The sequence below is a fragment of the Roseibium alexandrii DFL-11 genome (assembly GCF_000158095.2).
Lineage (GTDB): Bacteria > Pseudomonadota > Alphaproteobacteria > Rhizobiales > Stappiaceae > Roseibium > Roseibium alexandrii.
This window is the reverse complement of the sequence record NZ_CM011002.1, coordinates 1,483,452-1,501,306: the sequence shown is the minus strand read 5'-3', so window position 1 is coordinate 1,501,306 and position 17,855 is coordinate 1,483,452. Positions and strand designations below refer to the sequence as shown.

15 protein-coding genes are annotated in these 17,855 nt (G+C 56.7%); 11 read left to right on the top strand and 4 right to left on the bottom strand.

Going from position 1 to position 17,855, the window contains the following annotated elements:
- Positions 1 to 59: 59 nt before the first annotated feature.
- The 4 genes from SADFL11_RS06995 (at position 60) to SADFL11_RS06980 (ending at position 4,198) form a co-directional block, all read left to right on the top strand.
- Positions 60 to 251, top strand: coding sequence for a helix-turn-helix domain-containing protein (locus SADFL11_RS06995; protein WP_008189317.1), 192 nt, complete (start codon positions 60 to 62; stop codon positions 249 to 251).
- 194 nt (positions 252 to 445) lie between these two features.
- Positions 446 to 1,465 carry an alcohol dehydrogenase AdhP gene (gene adhP / locus SADFL11_RS06990; RefSeq protein WP_008196413.1) on the top strand — a complete coding sequence of 340 codons (1,020 nt, stop codon included), beginning with the start codon at positions 446 to 448 and terminating at the stop codon, positions 1,463 to 1,465.
- Positions 1,466 to 1,493: 28 nt separating this feature from the next.
- The gene (locus SADFL11_RS06985; RefSeq protein ID WP_008192538.1) at positions 1,494 to 3,218 is read left to right on the top strand and encodes a cation:proton antiporter; all 1,725 of its coding nucleotides are present in this window, start codon (positions 1,494 to 1,496) and stop codon (positions 3,216 to 3,218) included.
- Positions 3,215 to 4,198: a universal stress protein gene (locus SADFL11_RS06980; RefSeq protein ID WP_008191674.1), complete on the top strand. Its 984-nt coding sequence runs from the start codon at positions 3,215 to 3,217 to the stop codon at positions 4,196 to 4,198. Before SADFL11_RS06985 ends, SADFL11_RS06980 begins: the two co-directional genes overlap by 4 nt.
- Positions 4,199 to 4,757: 559 nt before the next feature.
- On the opposite strand, the gene gltA is transcribed toward SADFL11_RS06980, so the two are convergent.
- Both gltA and gltX read right to left on the bottom strand, forming a co-directional pair.
- On the bottom strand, positions 4,758 to 6,050 hold the full coding sequence (gene gltA / locus SADFL11_RS06975; protein ID WP_008189202.1) for a citrate synthase: 1,293 nt from the start codon (positions 6,048 to 6,050) through the stop codon (positions 4,758 to 4,760).
- Positions 6,051 to 6,283: 233 nt separating this feature from the next.
- Positions 6,284 to 7,708, bottom strand: coding sequence for a glutamate--tRNA ligase (gene gltX, locus SADFL11_RS06970; RefSeq protein WP_008188889.1), 1,425 nt, complete (start codon positions 7,706 to 7,708; stop codon positions 6,284 to 6,286).
- Between the two features lie 134 nt (positions 7,709 to 7,842).
- Here gltX and SADFL11_RS06965 point away from each other — a divergent pair, with 134 nt between their 5' ends.
- Entirely contained in the window at positions 7,843 to 10,338 is a 2,496-nt protein-coding gene (locus tag SADFL11_RS06965) for a ComEC/Rec2 family competence protein (RefSeq protein WP_134852936.1), read from the top strand.
- Positions 10,339 to 10,407: 69 nt separating this feature from the next.
- Here the strand turns inward: SADFL11_RS06965 and lexA are convergent, their stop codons facing one another.
- Complete coding sequence (lexA, locus tag SADFL11_RS06960) at positions 10,408 to 11,121, bottom strand: transcriptional repressor LexA (protein WP_040451950.1); 714 nt, start codon at positions 11,119 to 11,121, stop codon at positions 10,408 to 10,410.
- A 344-nt stretch (positions 11,122 to 11,465) separates the two neighbouring features.
- Positions 11,466 to 11,864, bottom strand: coding sequence for a hypothetical protein (locus SADFL11_RS06955; RefSeq protein WP_040451952.1), 399 nt, complete (start codon positions 11,862 to 11,864; stop codon positions 11,466 to 11,468).
- Between the two features lie 285 nt (positions 11,865 to 12,149).
- On the opposite strand from SADFL11_RS06955, the gene SADFL11_RS06950 reads away from it, so the two are divergent.
- The 6 genes from SADFL11_RS06950 (at position 12,150) to SADFL11_RS06925 (ending at position 17,826) form a co-directional block, all read left to right on the top strand.
- Complete coding sequence (locus SADFL11_RS06950) at positions 12,150 to 12,839, top strand: integrase catalytic domain-containing protein (RefSeq protein ID WP_008191486.1); 690 nt, start codon at positions 12,150 to 12,152, stop codon at positions 12,837 to 12,839.
- Between the two features lie 45 nt (positions 12,840 to 12,884).
- A complete protein-coding gene (locus SADFL11_RS06945; RefSeq protein ID WP_134852935.1) occupies positions 12,885 to 13,265 on the top strand; it encodes a Mu transposase C-terminal domain-containing protein in 381 nt (126 codons plus the stop codon).
- Positions 13,266 to 13,610, top strand: a complete 345-nt coding sequence (locus SADFL11_RS06940) for a hypothetical protein (RefSeq protein WP_008196560.1) — start codon at positions 13,266 to 13,268, stop codon at positions 13,608 to 13,610.
- Entirely contained in the window at positions 13,610 to 14,371 is a 762-nt protein-coding gene (locus SADFL11_RS06935; RefSeq protein WP_008189273.1) for an AAA family ATPase, read from the top strand. Before SADFL11_RS06940 ends, SADFL11_RS06935 begins: the two co-directional genes overlap by 1 nt.
- Before the next feature lie 772 nt (positions 14,372 to 15,143).
- The gene (locus SADFL11_RS06930; RefSeq protein ID WP_040451953.1) at positions 15,144 to 16,559 is read left to right on the top strand and encodes a carbohydrate porin; all 1,416 of its coding nucleotides are present in this window, start codon (positions 15,144 to 15,146) and stop codon (positions 16,557 to 16,559) included.
- Positions 16,560 to 16,566: 7 nt separating this feature from the next.
- Positions 16,567 to 17,826 carry an alpha/beta hydrolase gene (locus SADFL11_RS06925; RefSeq protein ID WP_008196719.1) on the top strand — a complete coding sequence of 420 codons (1,260 nt, stop codon included), beginning with the start codon at positions 16,567 to 16,569 and terminating at the stop codon, positions 17,824 to 17,826.
- Positions 17,827 to 17,855 lie beyond the last annotated feature (29 nt).

The following is a 17,855-nucleotide window of genomic DNA, read 5'->3' as shown; positions in this document are numbered from 1 at the left end:
CAAGAATCAATGGCTCTTGAGCCACCTGTAGATACGGTGACCACACACCGGAGCCGAAAATGCTGAGCAAACCTTTTCTGACAACGCATGAAATTGCCGAACTCCTGAAGGTGCGGGAACCAACGGTGCGGACCTGGATCCATCAAGAGGAACTGCGGGCCGTGAAGCTCGGCCGGGAGTTTCGAGTGGCGGTCAAAGACCTAGAGGCCTTTGTGAACGAACACGCGACCAGAGCGCCCAGCTGGAAATAAGCCCGTTGGGCCCGTGCATTTCGTTACTGCTGCACAGTCTGTTTGGTCAGGGAACATCGAATACTGCCCGCTGATTGTCTGGCGCAAACACACAGACGAATGAAAAAAAACGCGCGAACCAAAGGCGCACGCACTTGAGAACGTGCGCGCAGAAGGCACGCAAAAACTTCCACTCAAAATCACGAGGACAAGCAATGCCCAAAATGAAAGCTGCAGTGGTCACAGGATTTGGCAAGCCACTGGAAATCAGAGAGGTCGAAAAGCCAGGCGCGCGTGAAGGTCACATCGTGGTCAAGATCGAAGCCAGCGGTGTGTGCCATACCGACCTCCATGCCGCCAAGGGCGATTGGCCCGTCAGGCCTGAACCGCCCTTCATTCCGGGCCATGAAGGTGTCGGCTACGTTGCCGAGGTCGGGCGCGGTGTCACGTCTGTTAAGGAGGGCGACCGTGTTGGGGTGCCCTGGCTTCATCATGCTTGCGGCCACTGCAACTCATGCATAACCGGTTGGGAAACCCTTTGCCGGACCGATCCGCAGTACACCGGATACACAGTCAATGGCGGGTTCGCCGAGTATGTCGAAGCTGATCCGGCCTATGTCGGGCATATTCCGGACGGGGTCGATTTCGCGCCGGCAGCGCCGATCCTGTGCGCGGGCGTCACGGTCTATAAAGGCCTGAAGGAATGTGACCTTCGCCCTGGGAAGAGCGTCGTCATATCCGGTGTCGGTGGGTTGGGGCACCTCGCGGTTCAATACGCCAAGGCAATGGGGCTGCATGTCATTGCCGTGGACGTTGCTGATCACAAGCTGAAGCTTGCCTCTGATTTGGGCGCCGAAATTACAATCAATGCTAGGACACAAGACCCAATAGAGGAGCTCACCCGATTGGGCGGCGCAGATGGTGTGCTGGTAACGGCCGTCTCGAATTCCGCTTTTGCCCAAGCGGTCGGCATGTTGGCTCCCGGCGGAACCATGAGCCTTGTCGGCCTGCCGCCCGGCGATTTCCCGCTTAACATTTTTGACGTTGTTCTCAACCGGAAAACCATCCGGGGCTCGATCGTTGGAACACGGGCGGATCTCGCTGAAAGCTTTGCATTTGCCGCAGAGGGAAAAGTTGCGTCGCATTACGCCACAGAGTCACTCGACAACATCAATGACATCTTTGGCCGGATGGAGCTGGGCAAAATCGACGGCCGCATTGTGATGACGTTGTAACCGGCAGCAAACAGAGAGGATTTTAGTCATGGCAGCGGCGATTGAGGGCTATATCTTCTATGAGATAGCAGCTCTGCTCGTTCTTGCAGCAAGTGTCGGTTTTGTGGGGCTGCTGTTGCGGCAGCCCCTGATCGTCAGCTTTATCGCCGTTGGCATCCTCGCCGGTCCTTCGGTTCTCGGAATTGCGCAGTCGGACGCCCAGATCGATCTGCTGGCGGAGCTTGGAATTGCGGTCCTCTTGTTTCTCGTCGGACTGAAACTTGACTACAATCTTGTCCGAACTCTCGGTCCGGTCGCACTGGTGACCGGATTGGGGCAGGTCCTGTTCACGACCGTCTTCGGGTTCCTGATCGCGCTCGCGCTTGGCATGACACCAACCACCGCGATCTATGTTGCCATCGCGCTGACTTTTTCGTCCACAATCATCATTGTGAAGCTGTTGTCGGACAAGCGTGAGATCGACGCGCTGCACGGCCGGATCGCCCTTGGTTTCCTGATCGTTCAGGATGTCGTTGTTGTCGTTGCCATGATCACGCTTTCAGCGATTGGTGTCGGCAGTGCGAGCGGCAGCGACAGTGCATTTGCCGATGTTTTGCGAGTCTTCGGCTACGGATTGGCGACGCTGGTGTTCGTCGCGGTCTTCATCCGCTTTGTCGCCAATCCGCTCGTTGAAAAACTGTCCACTGCGCCGGAACTGCTGGTTTCGTTTGCCATTGGCTGGGCGGCATTGCTTGCGGCGGTCGGTCACTACCTCGGATTTGGCAAGGAGCTGGGCGGTCTGCTGGCCGGTGTCTCACTGGCATCGACACCGTTTCGCGAGGCAATTTCGGCGCGTCTTGCCAGCCTTCGTGACTTTTTGTTGCTGTTCTTCTTTATCGCCCTCGGCGCTTCTCTGCACCTGTCGGTCCTCGGCGCGAGTGTGGGCCCTGCCATCGTGCTCTCCTTGTTCGTTCTGATTGGCAACCCTTTGATCGTTCTGGCGATCATGGGGGCCATGGGGTACCGCAAGCGGACAGGGTTTCTTGCCGGCTTGACGGTTGCGCAAATCAGCGAGTTTTCTCTGATCTTCATGGCAATGGGGCTGACGATCGGCCACGTGGATGAACGTGCGCTTGGCCTGGTGACACTTGTCGGGCTGGTCACAATCGCAGCATCGACCTACATGATCACGTTCTCGCATCAGCTCTATGCCGCGCTCGAACCGTTCCTTGGGATCTTCGAACGGCGCAACACGGCAGCCGAACCCGAGGGCAGCAACGTGTCTGCAAAGCCCTATGACGTGATCCTGTTTGGTCTGGGCCGGTACGGGCTCGGGATTGCCAACGCATTGAAAGAGGATGGCAAACGGATTCTTGGTGTGGATTTCAGCCCTGGTGCTGTCAGGAATGCCCGGACGCTTGGCTATGACGTGTTGTTTGGGGATGCGACAGATCCGGAGTTTCTTGCTCATCTTCCACTTGGCAATGCGGAATGGCTCGTGATGGCGGTCCCGGAACACGACACCGGCCTTACACATGATGACCCGCGCTTTGCTTTGCTGAAAGCTGCCCGTGATCTTGGGTTTGAAGGACGTGTTGCGGTTGCCGCCCACCGTGAAGTCACTGCTGAGGCTCTCTCAAAGATAAACGCTGACATCGTCATGATGCCGTACCGTGACGCAGCTTATGCCGCCGCAAACATGATAGCCGGGCGCGCGGCTCCCTCTTTGCCCGGTCTGCAAGATCCTGAAGGTCAAAAGGAACTGCCGGCATGATTGGTGAGCTGGGGTGTCCAAAAAAGATACTTGCCGTAATCGATGACACTGATACGCAGATTGCACTTAAGAGCGCGGCCGAGTTGGCAAAGGCGCATAAGGCCGGTTTAGAGGTGATCGCTTGCGTGGAACCACCGCAGGACATTGCGATTATCGCCCGGCTGGCCGGACGCGACAAAGACGCGATTATTGAAGAGATGGTGACCCGTGCGCGGGGGGGCGCGACTGAGAACCTGAAAAGGGTTCTGCCGGATCAAGTGATTGAACCTCGGATTGTTGTCGGAAAAGCGTATCTGAGCATCATCAGGCATGTCGGTGAAACGGGATGTGATTTTGTGGTGAAAGCAGCCGAGCCGTTGACCGGCATCAGTGGTTTCCTTCATGCAAGCAACGACCAGCATCTATTGCGCAAATGTCCCTGTGCGGTCTGGTTGCAGTCCGGGACCGCTGAGCCGGTGCCACGCCGGGTTATCGCTGCGGTGGATTTGGACAACTGGGATGCGGCGGAACCGGACACTTTGGAACTCTTGAACCAGCGCGTTGTCGAAGCTGCGGCGCGTGTTGCGCATGCGCACGGGTCAGAAATCATCGTGCTTCATGCATGGGACGCGGTTGGCGAGGGCATGGTCTGGGCTTTTTCAGACACCGGGGATGCGCGCAAGGCAGCCAATGACTACGTGCGGGAGACAGTGAAAATCCGCGAAGAAACCATGCGCCGGTTGCTCAAAACAATGCGCCGGCGATTGGCAAGTCCGAACGTGGTTTTACGGCCGCTTCTGGTCCGCGGTGCGGTGGAACGCGTGATTGAAATACAGAGTAACCTACAAAATGCGGATCTCGTGGTGATGGGAACGGTCGCCCGGACAGGGCTCAGTGGCGTTTTCATTGGCAACACGGCTGAGAACATCATCAACAGCCTCAAGTGTCCGGTGCTCGCCGTGAAACCTGAAGGGTTTGTCAGCCCATTGCTGACGCCCTGAAATCGAGAGGGTATTGCCGCCGGGTCTCGAGTTGGCCGGTTGAGGGCCTATCGAATGCCTGCGGGCGGCGTAGCATTCCCGTGAAACAAGTTGAACGGCAGCGGGGCGCACTGATACCGTTCGCAGTAGTCGCTAGGGTTTGAGAGAGGAATATAGACCGGCACATGGCGGTGTGCCCGGTTATTGCGTGGTCGCCGAGTATCTTCCGATCGCAACACCGACTTGTGTTGGCTCTCAGGTTTTGCCGCAAGCCTGGCCGCAAACCGTTTATGAAGCTCCTGCGCGATACGCGGGACCAGATCTTCGACCAGTACGTCCTCATGTGGCGTACGTGACCTTTTTGACCTGTGATCTTGCATTTACGGTCCTCCATCCCAGGAAAATCACAACATGCTGTTGTTACGCGAACAAGCTGTGGCAACTGCGTAAGTGTTTTTAGGTAGATCAGACCGGAGATGCGAGAGCGTGAGTTTTTCTGAGAGGCGTCATCTCCCCCCAGAAACAAGAAAAGCCCCGGATCTGTGATCCGGGGCTTTGGTCTGGTCAGTGCCTGAACCAATCAGCGGCGCTGATCGATCGGTACGTAGTCACGCTTGGAGGCACCTGTGTAGAGCTGACGCGGGCGGCCGATACGCTGGGACGGATCTTCCACCATTTCCTTCCACTGGGCGATCCAGCCGACGGTCCGCGCAAGCGCGAACAGCACGGTGAACATTGTGGTCGGGAATCCGAGCGCGCGCAGCGTGATGCCGGAGTAGAAGTCGATGTTCGGATAAAGCTTCTTCTCGACGAAATACGGATCGTTCAGGGCGATCTTTTCCAGTTCCATCGCAATGTCGAGGAGCGGATCGTCCTTGATGCCGAGTTCGCCGAGAACCTCGTGGCAGGTCTTCTGCATGATCTTGGCGCGCGGATCGTAGTTCTTGTAGACCCGGTGACCGAAGCCCATGAGACGGAACGGATCGTTCTTGTCTTTCGCGCGGGCAACAAACTCCGGAATGCGGTCAACAGAACCGATTTCGGAAAGCATGTTCAGCGCCGCTTCGTTGGCGCCGCCGTGTGCCGGGCCCCAGAGACAGGCAATGCCTGCTGCAATACATGCGAACGGGTTCGCACCGGAAGAACCGGCAAGACGCACGGTGGATGTGGAGGCGTTCTGCTCGTGATCGGCGTGCAAGATGAAGATACGATCCATGGCGCGCGCCAGAACCGGGTTTACCTTGTACTCTTCACACGGAACAGCAAAGCACATGTGCAGGAAGTTCGCTGCGTAGCCGAGATCGTTGCGCGGATAAACGAACGGCTGACCGACGTGGTACTTGTAGGCCATCGCAGCCATGGTCGGCAGTTTCGCGATCATGCGCAGGGATGCGACCATCCGCTGATGCGGATCGGAAATGTCGGTGCTGTCATGATAGAATGCTGACAGGGCGCCGACGGTGCCGCAGAGGATCGCCATCGGGTGGGCGTCGCGGCGGAAACCGGAATAGAACCGGTTCATCTGTTCGTGGATCATCGTATGATAGGTCACACGGGTGACGAAATCGTCTTTCTGCGTCTTGGTCGGCAGCTCGCCATAGAGCAGCAGATAGCAGGATTCCAGGAAGTCACCATGGTCGGCGAGCTGTTCGATCGGATACCCGCGATACAGCAGCGTGCCTTCGTCACCATCGATGTAGGTGATTTTGGATTCGCACGATGCGGTTGAGGTAAAGCCCGGGTCGTAGGTGAACATGCCCGTGTCCTTGTAAAGGGACGAGATGTTCACAACCGACGGTCCGATGGATCCGTCAAGGACGTCGAAATCGTGGTCGTTGCCACCGACGTTGAGCTTGGCGTTGTTGTCGGCCATTCAGAAAACCCCCTATTTGTTACCCTTGCACTGCCGAGCCACGGGCCTTGGATGCAAGACCCAAATGAGGCGGCCAGACTGTGCTGGAGGAATGGTCGCGTCTTGCCTAGCCCATTTGCCGCACTGCCGCAAGCAGCAGCGTATAACGCTTTGGTCAAAGACCTACATGTTGCGGTTTGCTTATGTTCCGGCGCACTGCAGCAATATGCGCCGGAACAATGGTCAATGCTGTGTCAGGCAGCCTGATCGGCAATCCGGGCCAGGGATTCGTCCCGGCCGAGCGCAATCAGAACGTCATAAATGCCAGGGGAAGTGCCCCGGCCGGTCAACGCAGCGCGCAGTGGCTGGGCGACTTTGCCGAGTTTCACATCCTTGTCTTCCGCATAGGCTTTGACAGCCGCCTCCAGCGGTTCCGCTTGCCAGTCAGCAACGCCAGAAAGCACGCCGTTCAGATCGCCCAGAACCGCCCGGGCGTCATCTGTGAGGATCTTGATCGCCTTCTCGTCATTTTCGAGAGGACGCTGGCGCCAAAGGTAGGACGCGCTGTCGGTCAGTTCGACAAGTGTCTTTGCGCGTTCCTTCAGGCCGGGAAGGGCCGTCAGAGCCGTCTGGGCATTGGCCGCGTCCGACATCCATTCCAAGACCGCCGCCCCATCGCCCGCATGGGCTAGATAGACCTTCCAATGCTCAAGCAGCTCAGCGTCGTCGGTTGCGCGCATGTAATGGCCATTGAGATTTTCCAGCTTCTTGAAATCGAAGCGCGCTGCCGACTGACCAACGGCATCCATGCCGAACCATTTGACCATGTCCTCAAGCGACATGATCTCTTCATCGCCATGGCTCCAGCCGAGGCGGGCGAGGTAGTTGCGCATGGCTTGCGGCAGATAGCCGAGGGCCCGGTAGGCTTCGGCGCCCGTCGCGCCATGGCGCTTGGAAAGTTTGGCACCGTCCGGTCCGTGGATCAGCGGAATATGCGCCATTTTCGGCACGTCCCAGCCGTTGGCATCAAAAATCAACGTCTGCCGGGCCGCGTTGGTAAGATGGTCGACGCCGCGGATGATATGCGTGATGCCCATGTCGTGATCGTCGACAACCACGGCCAGCATGTATGTCGGCGTGCCGTCGGAGCGCAGGAGGACAAAGTCATCAAGATCCTTGTTCGGGATCACCACACGGCCTTGAACCATGTCGTCCACGACAGTTTCACCGTCTTGCGGGGCTTTCAGCCGGATCACCGGATCAATGCCTTCGGGCGCTTCGGACGCATCCTTGTCGCGCCAGGTGCCGTCATAACGTGGCGGCCTGCCTTCTGCGCGCGCCTTTTCGCGCATCGCATCCACTTCTTCCGGCGTGGAATAACAGCGGTAGGCCGTGCCGTTTTCCAGCATCTGGTCAACAACTTCCTCGTGGCGTGCCACGCGGGAGAACTGGGAGATCGGTTCGCCGTCCCAATCAAGGCCCAGCCACGAAAGACCATCCATCAGCGCATCGACCGCTTCTTGTGTGGAGCGGGCCCGGTCTGTGTCTTCGATGCGCAGCAGCATCTTGCCGCCGTGATGCTTGGCGAACAGCCAGTTGAAGAGTGCGGTGCGGGCACCGCCAATATGAAGAAATCCGGTCGGGGATGGGGCGAAACGCGTGACGATATCTTGTGCCATGGTGCTTTTTGAAAGTCTCTGTCAGAATGAGGCGCGGATCTGCGCCTGACGGATAGTGGCGCGGTCTTAGCATAGGCAAGCCTGAGGCAAAATAGGCTTTGCTGCGATCGTCAAACCCGGCAGAAGGAGCGCGGGTGGTACGGGAGGTGAAACCAGACGCCGATGATGACAACCGGGGTGTCCCCGGCGCTCCCGTTAGTGACCTTTCAGTTTTATCGTCAAACATGGATAACAGCCGCAGGCCCACCGACGCATCGCCCTGGATCGCGTTTCTGAGAGCCCGGAGAGAACGCAAAGACCGGCCAATTGATCAGCGCGCCGGTTGGGCGGGAACGGCGGACGATTGGGAGCAGTTTTGGCAAAAGCAGGGTCTTCTGTGGACCGGATTTTCCTTCAGCGCCGGTATTTTTCTCTACAGCTTGTTGCCTGACGAGCCGAGTTGGCCGGTTCTTGGCGTGCTATTCGTTTTATCAGCTGGTTTCGCGGGCTCCCATGCCATCCGAATGGGCCTGCCGCGAATTTTGATCCTTTTGCTCGCCCTTTTGGCAGGGCTCAGCACTGCAACACTCCGAACAGCTGCAGTGGACGCGCCCCGGCTGGCGGAGCCGATGACAGTTCTGTTGCGCGGTGAAGTCTTGAAGGTGCAGGAAACCCGGTCCGGCAAGCGCGTTGTGGTCCGCCTCAGTGAAGTTGATGCCAGAGCCAATACCGACGCGCGGTTTGCAAACCGGGTCCGGTTGCGCATTCCGGCAGATGCGGGCATTGCACCCGGCGACTGGATCAAAGTCCGGGCCCGCTTGTTTCCGCCCATGGGCCCTGTGGTGCCGGGCGGATATGACTTTTCCTTCCGCGCCTATTTTGACGGCATTGGCGCAAGCGGCTTCAGTTACGGAGCTCCTGAGATCGTCCAGGGACCTGCGCCATCTCAGGTCCTTCTGCTCGTTCGCCATGTTAATGGGCTCCGCCAGCACCTGGCGGCGCGGATTTCGGCGCTTTTGCCGGAAGGCCCGGAAACTGCTCTTGCGGTAGCACTCTTGGTGGGGGACCGCGGCGGTATAGATGAAAAGACCGAAGAGAGCCTTCGGGCTGCGGGCCTTGCGCATATACTGGCGATTTCTGGCCTGCATATGGCGCTCTTTGCAGGCGGTGCTTATGCTGTGTGTCTTGGCACCTTGGCACTCATCCCGGGCCTTGCGCTGCGCTGGCCAATCCATAAGGTCTCAGCGGTTCTCGCCCTCGTCGCGGCAGCTTTTTATCTTCTGCTGTCCGGGGCATCGGTCGCTACCCAAAGATCCTTCATTATGATCGCGCTGGTCTTTTTGGGGATCATGACCGGACGCCGGGGATTGACGCTGCGATCGGTCGCAATCGCCGGCCTGTTTTTACTTCTGCTCGCGCCGGAACGCCTGTTTTATCCAGGTTTTCAGATGTCGTTTGCGGCCGTGATCGCACTGGTCGCCGTTTATGATCTGTGGCGGTCGCATCAAAAGAGACGCAGGATTTTCATCCCATCAGCAAACGGGCCCTTTTGGTTCTTGTCCGGTGCACTAAAATGGGCCACCGGTTTGTTCGTGACGGCACTCGTCGCCGGGATCGCAACCGGCATTGTCGGTGCGTACCATTTTTCCCGGATCGCGCCCTTCGGACTGGTTGGTAACATGCTGGGAATGCCGGTTTTTTCGATCATCGTAATGCCAATGGGCGTGGTCGCACTGGTCCTGATGCCGTTCGGTTTGGCGGCAATCCCACTCAAGATCATGAGCGCCGGTCTGGCGGTGCTGATTCGGATAGCCGAGTTCACAGAACAAATTGCGCCTGACTTTGGCCGGATGGGCAGTTTGACCGGCCTGTCTGCCGCTGTTTTGTTGGCAGGCTTTTTGGGTTTGCTGCTCGCTCCAGGCCGCTTCCGGATGATCTGTTTGGGTCTTGCGTCTATCGGAATTGCGCTTGCGATAATATCGCGCCCGCCAGATATTTACATTCCGGCAACCGGGCCTCAATTGGCCGCGCGGGATTTTGAGGGAAGTTTACAGATGTCCAGCGCGAGAAGTTCTTTTTCCGTAGAGACTTGGTTCGAAAGGGAAGGAGTGTCAGCTGAAGCGATTAAATCGCGCAAGATGAAAGATGATCAGCGCTCTTGTGACCCTTCAGGCTGTGTTGTCCGGGCGTTTGCAGCGCGGGGAGTAGTTGGTGTTGAGCACGTGCCGATCCACATCGCGCTGCCCAAAACCCGGGACGCCTTTTTTTATGACTGTCAAAAGGCCGATATGATCGTGACCGATATGGTCGCGCCAGAAGTATGCCGCGCAGCCGAAGTGTTCGACCGGGAAATCAGAAAGGCGCGCGGCGCTGTCTCCATCTGGCTGGAACAAGTCTGTCGAACAGGCTCCCCAACGAAGGGCCCGCTGGTCAAAAAGGGGGCGAGAATAGAAGCTGCGGTTCAAAGAAGAAGTGAGGCGCTAGCCCAAGTAATGCATCCGCAAACTACACCGGCACCGGCTAAAACTGCCAACGCAGTCGTTTGCCAAACCCAAATACAATCAGTCGAGTACGCAAAACCAGCGCCTCCGCGGCCGTGGCACAAGCAAGGAACGGTCACGCGCGCCAGCTTGCGCGCATCAGCTGATTAAACCACTCGGGACTACTTACAAAACCGAAGCAGCGGGCAACTCTTGAAGATGCCTGCCAGTATAGACGCCTCAGTACCGGCGGAATAGAGAAACAAGTTTACCTTGCACACGGACACGGCCCGGTCCGAAAATACGGGTCTCGTAGGCCGGATTGGCGGCCTCAAGCGCGATCGATGGGCCTTTCTTGCGCAGCCGCTTGAGCGTTGCTTCCTCGTCGTCCACAAGGGCCACGACGATGTCGCCGCTATCGGCGCTTTCCGTCCGGCGGATCAGGACGGTGTCCCCGTCCAAAATGCCAGCCTCGATCATCGAATCTCCGCGCACTTCCAGAGCGTAATGTTCCCCTTTGCCGAGAAGTTCTGGCGGGACGCTGATGGAGTGGCTGTGGGTCTGGATCGCCTCGATCGGAACACCGGCCGCAATCCGTCCCATGACCGGGATTTCCGTCGATGCTGCAACAGGTTCCGGCGCGGGTGCTGGAGCCGGTGCCGGTTTGCCGAGAGATCCTTCGATCACTTCTGGAGAGAAGCTGCCTCTTGGACGCGGCGCACCCAGACCCGGCGCGATCGAATCCGGCAAGCGGACAACTTCCATGGCGCGGGCTCTGTTGGGAAGCCGGCGTATGAAGCCACGTTCTTCCAGGGCTGTGATCAGCCGGTGGATGCCGGATTTGGAGCGGAGGTCCAAAGCATCTTTCATTTCATCGAAAGACGGCGGGACGCCGGTTTCCTTCAGTCTTTCGTGAATGAACATGAGCAGTTCGTACTGCTTACGCGTCAGCATACTGCGGTTCCTCGCCCTGAGTTTGGTTTTGTCTGAGAATCGCTCAGTACAAATCAAGAACATGCTACCTGTTCTCATTGTGTTCTGCAAGGGTAAACGTTCTCTTACTGTTCTGCTGTAGCTGTTAGAATTAAACGGCACGGGCAGCGGTTTGTCTGGCCGTAAATAAATGGCAGCAGAGTTCAAAGTGCGGTTTGTTTTCAAAAGGTTGAGTGATCATCGACTGCGGACCGTAGGGTCCGCAATATCGGCCAATGCAAATTAAACGTGGAACGTATTGAAAACAAATAGAGAATTTTCCTCGATGTTAGATGCTTCCGGTCCAGGAGTGTTCGACTGCGGACCTATTGCGGACCCTTTTTGTTTCGGTGTTTGATCGCCCGTGCAAAGTACGGGAGGTCATATCGGTCCACATTTCGAATGTAATCTTTGAATTCTTTGTTGGTCATGCGCCCGCTGTCCACAAATGCCTTTTTCTCTCGTTCGATGAATTCAGCAAATATCAACATCGCCAGTCCGATGGTTTCACCTTCTTTTTGCATTTCCTTCGCCTCCATGAACGCAAGCGCTTCTGGGGCGTGCTGTTCCAGGATCTCGATGAGGATCCGTTCGCCAGTTAGCTTCATGGTCATTATTCGGAAATCATCGATGGCAGTTTCAATCAATTCGGACTGTTGTCGCTGTAATGCCTCTCCAAAGAGAAAGTAATCTATCTTTTCTCCAGCTCCGGCACAGGCCTGCAACAAAAACTCAAGCGGAATCGAGTTTCTTGCTTTCCATGATGAAACAGTCTTGTTCGATGCCTCAAAGTATTAATGTAAGCCCAAATCTGTTTTGAGTTTTAGAGCCAATTATACTCTATCGATTGGTCTGGAAAGACTATCGTTCTGAAACGGCGAACAATCTATACTTGGATTAAGCTCTATGAAGCTGTGGGACCAGTCGGCCTAAAACGCACAAAACGCTCTGACCGTGGCAAGTCACGTTGTTTTATCGCCCGCGAATGGGATTGGGCCGTATCCGTTAGGTTGGATGATAATGCCAAGGCCGAAATTGCTGACGGTTTGCGCCAGCAGGTGAGGGGGCTGATCAAGGGCGGCGCGACTGGAAAGACTGTCGCTGTGCTGGCCAATGAGTATTTGAAGACGGTGACAGTCGCCAACGGTATCCGTCTGGAGACGCCCGCGGAATCGGACCGGATATGCAAGGTGCCGCGGGCATTGATCCGCTCAGAACAGCATTTGAAGAAAGTCTATCGCCACAAGAAGGATCGCAAGGCGAGTGATGATGATCGGCCGCACGTGAAGCGAGTGATCACAGGGATGCAGCCAATGGACTGCGTCGTAATGGACGTCCATCACGTCAACGTCCTGCTCAAACGCAAGAACGGCACGACCGGTACACCAAAGCTGCTCGGGTTCATGGATATTGCGACCCGCCGTGTCTGGTGTGAACTGGTCTTCCTTGAGACAAAAGGCGGGGTACGCAATGCCGATGTGATCGAGGCCTTTGTCGCTATGGCACAGCATTCCGCCTTCGGTTTGCCCAAGACGCTTTATTGCGACAATGGCAAGGAATACCTTTTTGCCGACTTTCTCGACGATGCGATGCAATTGCTGGTGCCAATCGTTGGGGAGCCAGGAAAATCAAGGGTCATCCGGGCGCTGCCCTATAATGCCTCCGCCAAACCGATCGAAGCCTGGTTTGGTCATTTTTAGCAGCAATTCCTGAAGACCTGCCCGGGGTACATTGGTGATGACCGAATGAACCCCAAGCGTACGGCACTTGGAAGGCTGCCGACGCCGTTCGCAGGTGATTTTTACGCCTTTAAGAATGTTTTGAATGGGCTTTTAAGGGCCTATGAAGTCATGCCGCAATCGGGTGCGCTTGAGGGATTATCACCCAGGCAGAGATTTGAGGCGCACGTTCGGCAAGGCTGGGCGGCCACGGTCATCGACCCGGATCGGTTGAACACCGTCTTCACCAAACCCGAAACCCGCAAGGTCAGGCAACACGGCATCCCAGTCGGTGGCCGGAGGTGGAGTTGCGACGAACTGGACGTCTGGTTCCATGACACGATCGCAGTCCATATCCCACAGTATCACGGCTACAACGCTCTTCGACCAACAAAACCGGACGGGTAATTGCTCGGGATTGCTCATCCGGAGGAAGAATTTGCCTTTTTCGATCCGCGTGGCGCGAGACGCTTGGCCGAACGAAACACGCGTCGGAACAAGGCGCTTCGAAATGCAGACCGGTCAGCACCAGACATCGATATTGGAGCGGAGTTGGTCAAGCTCGCGAAACGTGCCCCTGAAGTGGTTCCAAATGTGCCGAGAGGCACACTTACCGTTACGCAAGAGCTGGAACATCAACGGGTTCTTCGTCCGGAACATGGGGACCCTTGTTCTGAGAGCGAAGACGAACGCGATCGTCGTGAGATCGCCGCAGCGCGGGATGTCTTCATCCGCAAAATCGGGAGGACTTGATGAGCGAGGCATTGAAAGAGGAGGAGGCTGGTGCTTTTCGCTTTGTTGATATCTCGGCGAGCCGGGAAATCAGAAAAGCCATGGATATTGCCAAGGAAATCTCGAAATATCCGGTGCTCATCAGTTCCAAGCCGGGCATGGGCAAATCCACAGCCTTGCGGCACCATGCTCGGAAACTGAACGCCTATTATTGTGAGGTTGGGCATGCAGATAAGACAGTCAAAGGCATGCTAAAGATGATCATTGAGGCGACTGGCTTCGCTACATCCTATCGGTTTGTGAAGGACCTCAGCGATACAGCTGTAGCGCGCCTTTATGAGGGATATAGCTCCAGACGTATCCTGATTGTTGATGAAGTGCAAAATCTGGATCTATCGGCGTTTCGTGAACTCTTACGCATTCATGAAGAGGCCGATTGCGCACTGGTGTTGAGCGGCAACGACAAGCGCCTTGCCAGAACTCGGATTCACGATTCTGCTTCGGACCAGATCGTCAGCCGCTTGGGATTTCGCATCGAACTGGGTGTGCCACTGGAAGAAGACTGCCGGGATATCGCTGTGGACTATAATGTGGAGGGCGCAGAGGCTTATCAGGCACTTGCTCGCTTTGGCGGTCAGACGTCAGTACGGGATCTGGCGCGGCTTCTGGTCTTTGCTGAAAAGCTGAAGAGCCAATCCAGCGGCATCAATCTGCACCATCTGAAGGCTGCATTCCTGACCATCTATGGCAGCAAACGGGATCTGAAATTATTGGTCGGATAGGGGCAAAATTTACCCAAACCGGGCATGTCTCGAACTGACTCCATCTTGGACGGTTCACTTTGCGCATGCCGAAATGATCGCGGCTGCAAATCCGACGTCCTTTCGAAATCCAGCGAATTCACAGGAAGGGCGGGAAGCAGGCTTTTGCTGCGTTCAGGTGCAAGGTCCGCCATGCGCCAAAATTCAGTCATTCGGGTCTTTGTATCCCGACCCAAAAAGTTGGAATCGAAGAGGGTCGTTGCAGGTCTTGAACAACCGTCCGTTCTGCGCTCGCGGACCAACGATCTTCTTGGAACTGGGATGGTGTCCGGCCGGGGATAAATCAAGGCCCAATTTATCCGCTTTTATACGCCTCTGCGACTCCCGCCCGCGTCGGCTGTTGACCGGCCACAGGCGGTACGTAATAACTAAGCTACGGCAGTAGGCGGCCGCATGACAGTGTTTTTTCGATCACCGGAATTATCAGCAGGTTGGGGGGGCAGGATTGCCAGGAATTTCAGTTCGGCTGCTGCTGCGGTGTTTGCTCCATCGGTCAGCGTGCCGCTCACATGACTGTTGCCGGAAACGCTGACCAGGAAGCGTTACTGGTGTCAAAAGTCTCGGTAAAATTGCATGTTGGTGTTGATCCTCTGCAACGCCTTGAAAAAAACGAGGCCCGATTTCGGTGCAGGAATAGCTTCACGTCTCCCCCCGGTGTAGCGTTATCGTTAAGGGATTCAAAGCTGGTTGGCCTGGGGCCGCACCAGACTGACAGGTTACAGGGAGTTTGTTGATGATGGGTCTTTTGGGATCACAACTGCGTGGCATCACGCTGATCACAGGAGCGATTCTGGTCGGTTCGCCATTTGCCTTCGGACAGTCGGCGGACGGCACTGAAGCCACTGAAAAAGAATTCATCTCGATTCTGGATGTTGCCCCGGCCGTCTATTATGGTCTGAAGCGCATGCCGAAATTCTACGGTGATCCGAACATGGATCCGGCAACGGTTGATGGGCGGCTGCTTGACCGGCAGTATCTGTTCGGCAGTTTGGGCGGTCTGCGGACACAGGCTGCTGAAAATGGCCTGGTGGTGGATGCCGGTGTCACGCAGGTGGTTCAGGGCAGCGCAAACGGGACTAGCGATGGCGCGCGCTATTATGGATCGGCTGACTTGTGGGCGGTGCTCGACACCGGACGGGCCGGATTGTGGTCCGGCGGTCTTATCGTCAGTCATCTGGAGGGCAATTGGGGAAAAACCGTGACCGGAACCGGCGCTGTCCTGCCGCTCAACAGCGATTCCATCATGCCTGCAGAGCCGTCCGCACTCGCGCTGTCTGAACTATACGCGGTTCAGGCGCTTCCTGCCGGGTTCAGTGTTCTGGCCGGTAAAGTGAATTTCACAGGGCTTGCCGATACCAACCTTTTTGCGAATAACGAACGCAGCCAGTTTCTTTATGTAGGATTGAACAACAACCCGATTCTCGGTGCATTTGTGCCTTACACGTCCTTGGGCGGTGCGGTGATCAAGCAAATCACCGAAGACTTAAGTGTCACCGGCGTGGTGACCTCCAACAATACCAATGCAGTGACACCCGGTTTTGAGGATTTCGGTTTCGACACGATGACCTATGGAGTCGCCGCCACATGGACACCGAAATTTGGCAATTTGCCTGGGAACTACAATGCGCTTGCCGGCTACACGTCCAAGGATCCGCTGCGGTATGATATCGATGAGCGGTACCTTTTTGAAGTCCTGACAGGACAGGTCCCAGCGGCAACGCGCACAGGCAATTATGCTTTAACCCTAACCGCATCCCAGTATGTCTGGGCGGATGAGAGTGTGAAGCGCAGCGACGGGCTTCCGGTCGGGATCGGCCTGTTCGGCCGGTTCGGCATCGCACCAGAAGGTCGCAATGTCATCGATCAGTTCTATAGTCTGGGCATTGGCGGCTTTGGCGGTTTGTTTGGCCGGGCCGACGACAATTGGGGCATTGGCTGGGCCGGAACCCATTTCTCGGATGACCTGAGGTCCGATCTGTCGGCGGTAGGGGTCAGCATCGATCGGTTCGAGCACGCGATCGAAGCCTACTACAATGTGGCCTGGACTCCGGCTGCGCGGACCTCGCTGAATGTCCAGTATATCAATTCCGCAAACCCGGCAGCAGACGACGCGTTTGTGATCGGTACCCGCTTGCAGCTGGATTTTTAGAGCGCAGATGAACTTGGTCGCGGATGCCTTGGGCTGGATCGTCTTGCCACGCCCAATCGGAAGGTCAGGGTCGCTGAAACGTTCTTGGCGAGATGCGTTTATCAGATTTCATAACCAGCAATATGCGGGGGGTGGCAGGCTGGTCTGTTTGGCTCTCGCCGGTTTCTTGCTGGCCGCCTGTGCAGGCCCTCCGGCCGCGATTATCGGGTTGAGCACATCTGCGGCATTTGACGCTGCGGTGCCGGGTCTCGTTCAACGGGACATCTACATCATGACCAGCCGGGAGATGGCGACAGACCCGGCCCTGCTTTTTTCCGGCGATAGAAGCCCCAATCTCAATCTTGCGAAAGTCCGGGTGACCATCCCGCCCAATCATGAGACCGGAGAAATCGAGCGCCCCACCAGGCTGCCTCCGGATCCAAAAGACACGTTTACCATCGTGGACCCGAAAGTCTTTAGCGGCTCTTCGCAGTTCGTGGCGGACCTGAGAATCAACCTCAAAGGAAGGCGCGGCCAAGCCCGTGATATTCTGGTCTTCGTTCACGGGTTCAACACCACCTTGACGGATGCGGTTCTGAGGGCGGCACAGTTTGTCAATGACACCGGGTTCACCGGCGTGCCGGTGGTGTTCAGCTGGCCCTCGAAAGGCTCGACCTTTGATTATGTCTATGACCTCAACAGCGCTCTTGCGGCCCGTGACCGGCTGATTGCCGCAGGCGACCTGCTTTTGGCGGCGTCGCCTGCCGGTGTTGATATTGTCGCGCACTCGATGGGCAATTTCCTGACCATGGAAGCCATCAGACAGGCGGCCCTGCAGGGGAGACTAAATTCCCGCCACAAGATCCGAAACATCATCCTCGCCTCTCCCGACATCGATATTGATGTGTTTGAAGAACAGCTGCGCGCTACCCCTGAAGGCCGGGAAGGCGTCTATGTTCTGATTGCCAGCAATGACAAGGCGTTGGGTATATCGCGCTATCTGGCCGGCGGCGTGAACCGTGTCGGCGATGCTGATCCCGAACGGCTGGCAGGCCTGGGCGTCACCGTGGTTGATCTCAGTCAGGTCAAGGACAAGTCGAGTATCCATCACACAAAATTTGCGGAAGCACCGGGCGTCGTCAAATTGATCGGGGAGCGCCTTGAGGCCGGTGACAGCCTGGAGGCGAGTTCGGCGCCGCCGAACCAGGCTGCCAATGTCATTCAGGGCCTAGCCAATCTCCCGATTACCGTTTTCCGGGGCGCTGGACGTCCGGCGGGAGCGCCTTGAGCCTTCTTTCTAAACGCGGGCGAGTGTGA

Coding starts and splice junctions, on each gene's coding strand:
- SADFL11_RS06935 (WP_008189273.1), top strand. CDS start 13,610: ATGAGCGAGGCATTGAAAGAGGAGGAGGCTGGTGCTTTTCGCTTTGTT.
- SADFL11_RS06925 (WP_008196719.1), top strand. CDS start 16,567: ATGAACTTGGTCGCGGATGCCTTGGGCTGGATCGTCTTGCCACGCCCA.
- SADFL11_RS06985 (WP_008192538.1), top strand. CDS start 1,494: ATGGCAGCGGCGATTGAGGGCTATATCTTCTATGAGATAGCAGCTCTG.
- adhP (WP_008196413.1), top strand. CDS start 446: ATGCCCAAAATGAAAGCTGCAGTGGTCACAGGATTTGGCAAGCCACTG.
- SADFL11_RS06980 (WP_008191674.1), top strand. CDS start 3,215: ATGATTGGTGAGCTGGGGTGTCCAAAAAAGATACTTGCCGTAATCGAT.
- SADFL11_RS06945 (WP_134852935.1), top strand. CDS start 12,885: ATGAACCCCAAGCGTACGGCACTTGGAAGGCTGCCGACGCCGTTCGCA.
- SADFL11_RS06995 (WP_008189317.1), top strand. CDS start 60: ATGCTGAGCAAACCTTTTCTGACAACGCATGAAATTGCCGAACTCCTG.
- lexA (WP_040451950.1), bottom strand. CDS start 11,121: ATGCTGACGCGTAAGCAGTACGAACTGCTCATGTTCATTCACGAAAGA.
- gltA (WP_008189202.1), bottom strand. CDS start 6,050: ATGGCCGACAACAACGCCAAGCTCAACGTCGGTGGCAACGACCACGAT.
- SADFL11_RS06930 (WP_040451953.1), top strand. CDS start 15,144: ATGATGGGTCTTTTGGGATCACAACTGCGTGGCATCACGCTGATCACA.
- gltX (WP_008188889.1), bottom strand. CDS start 7,708: ATGGCACAAGATATCGTCACGCGTTTCGCCCCATCCCCGACCGGATTT.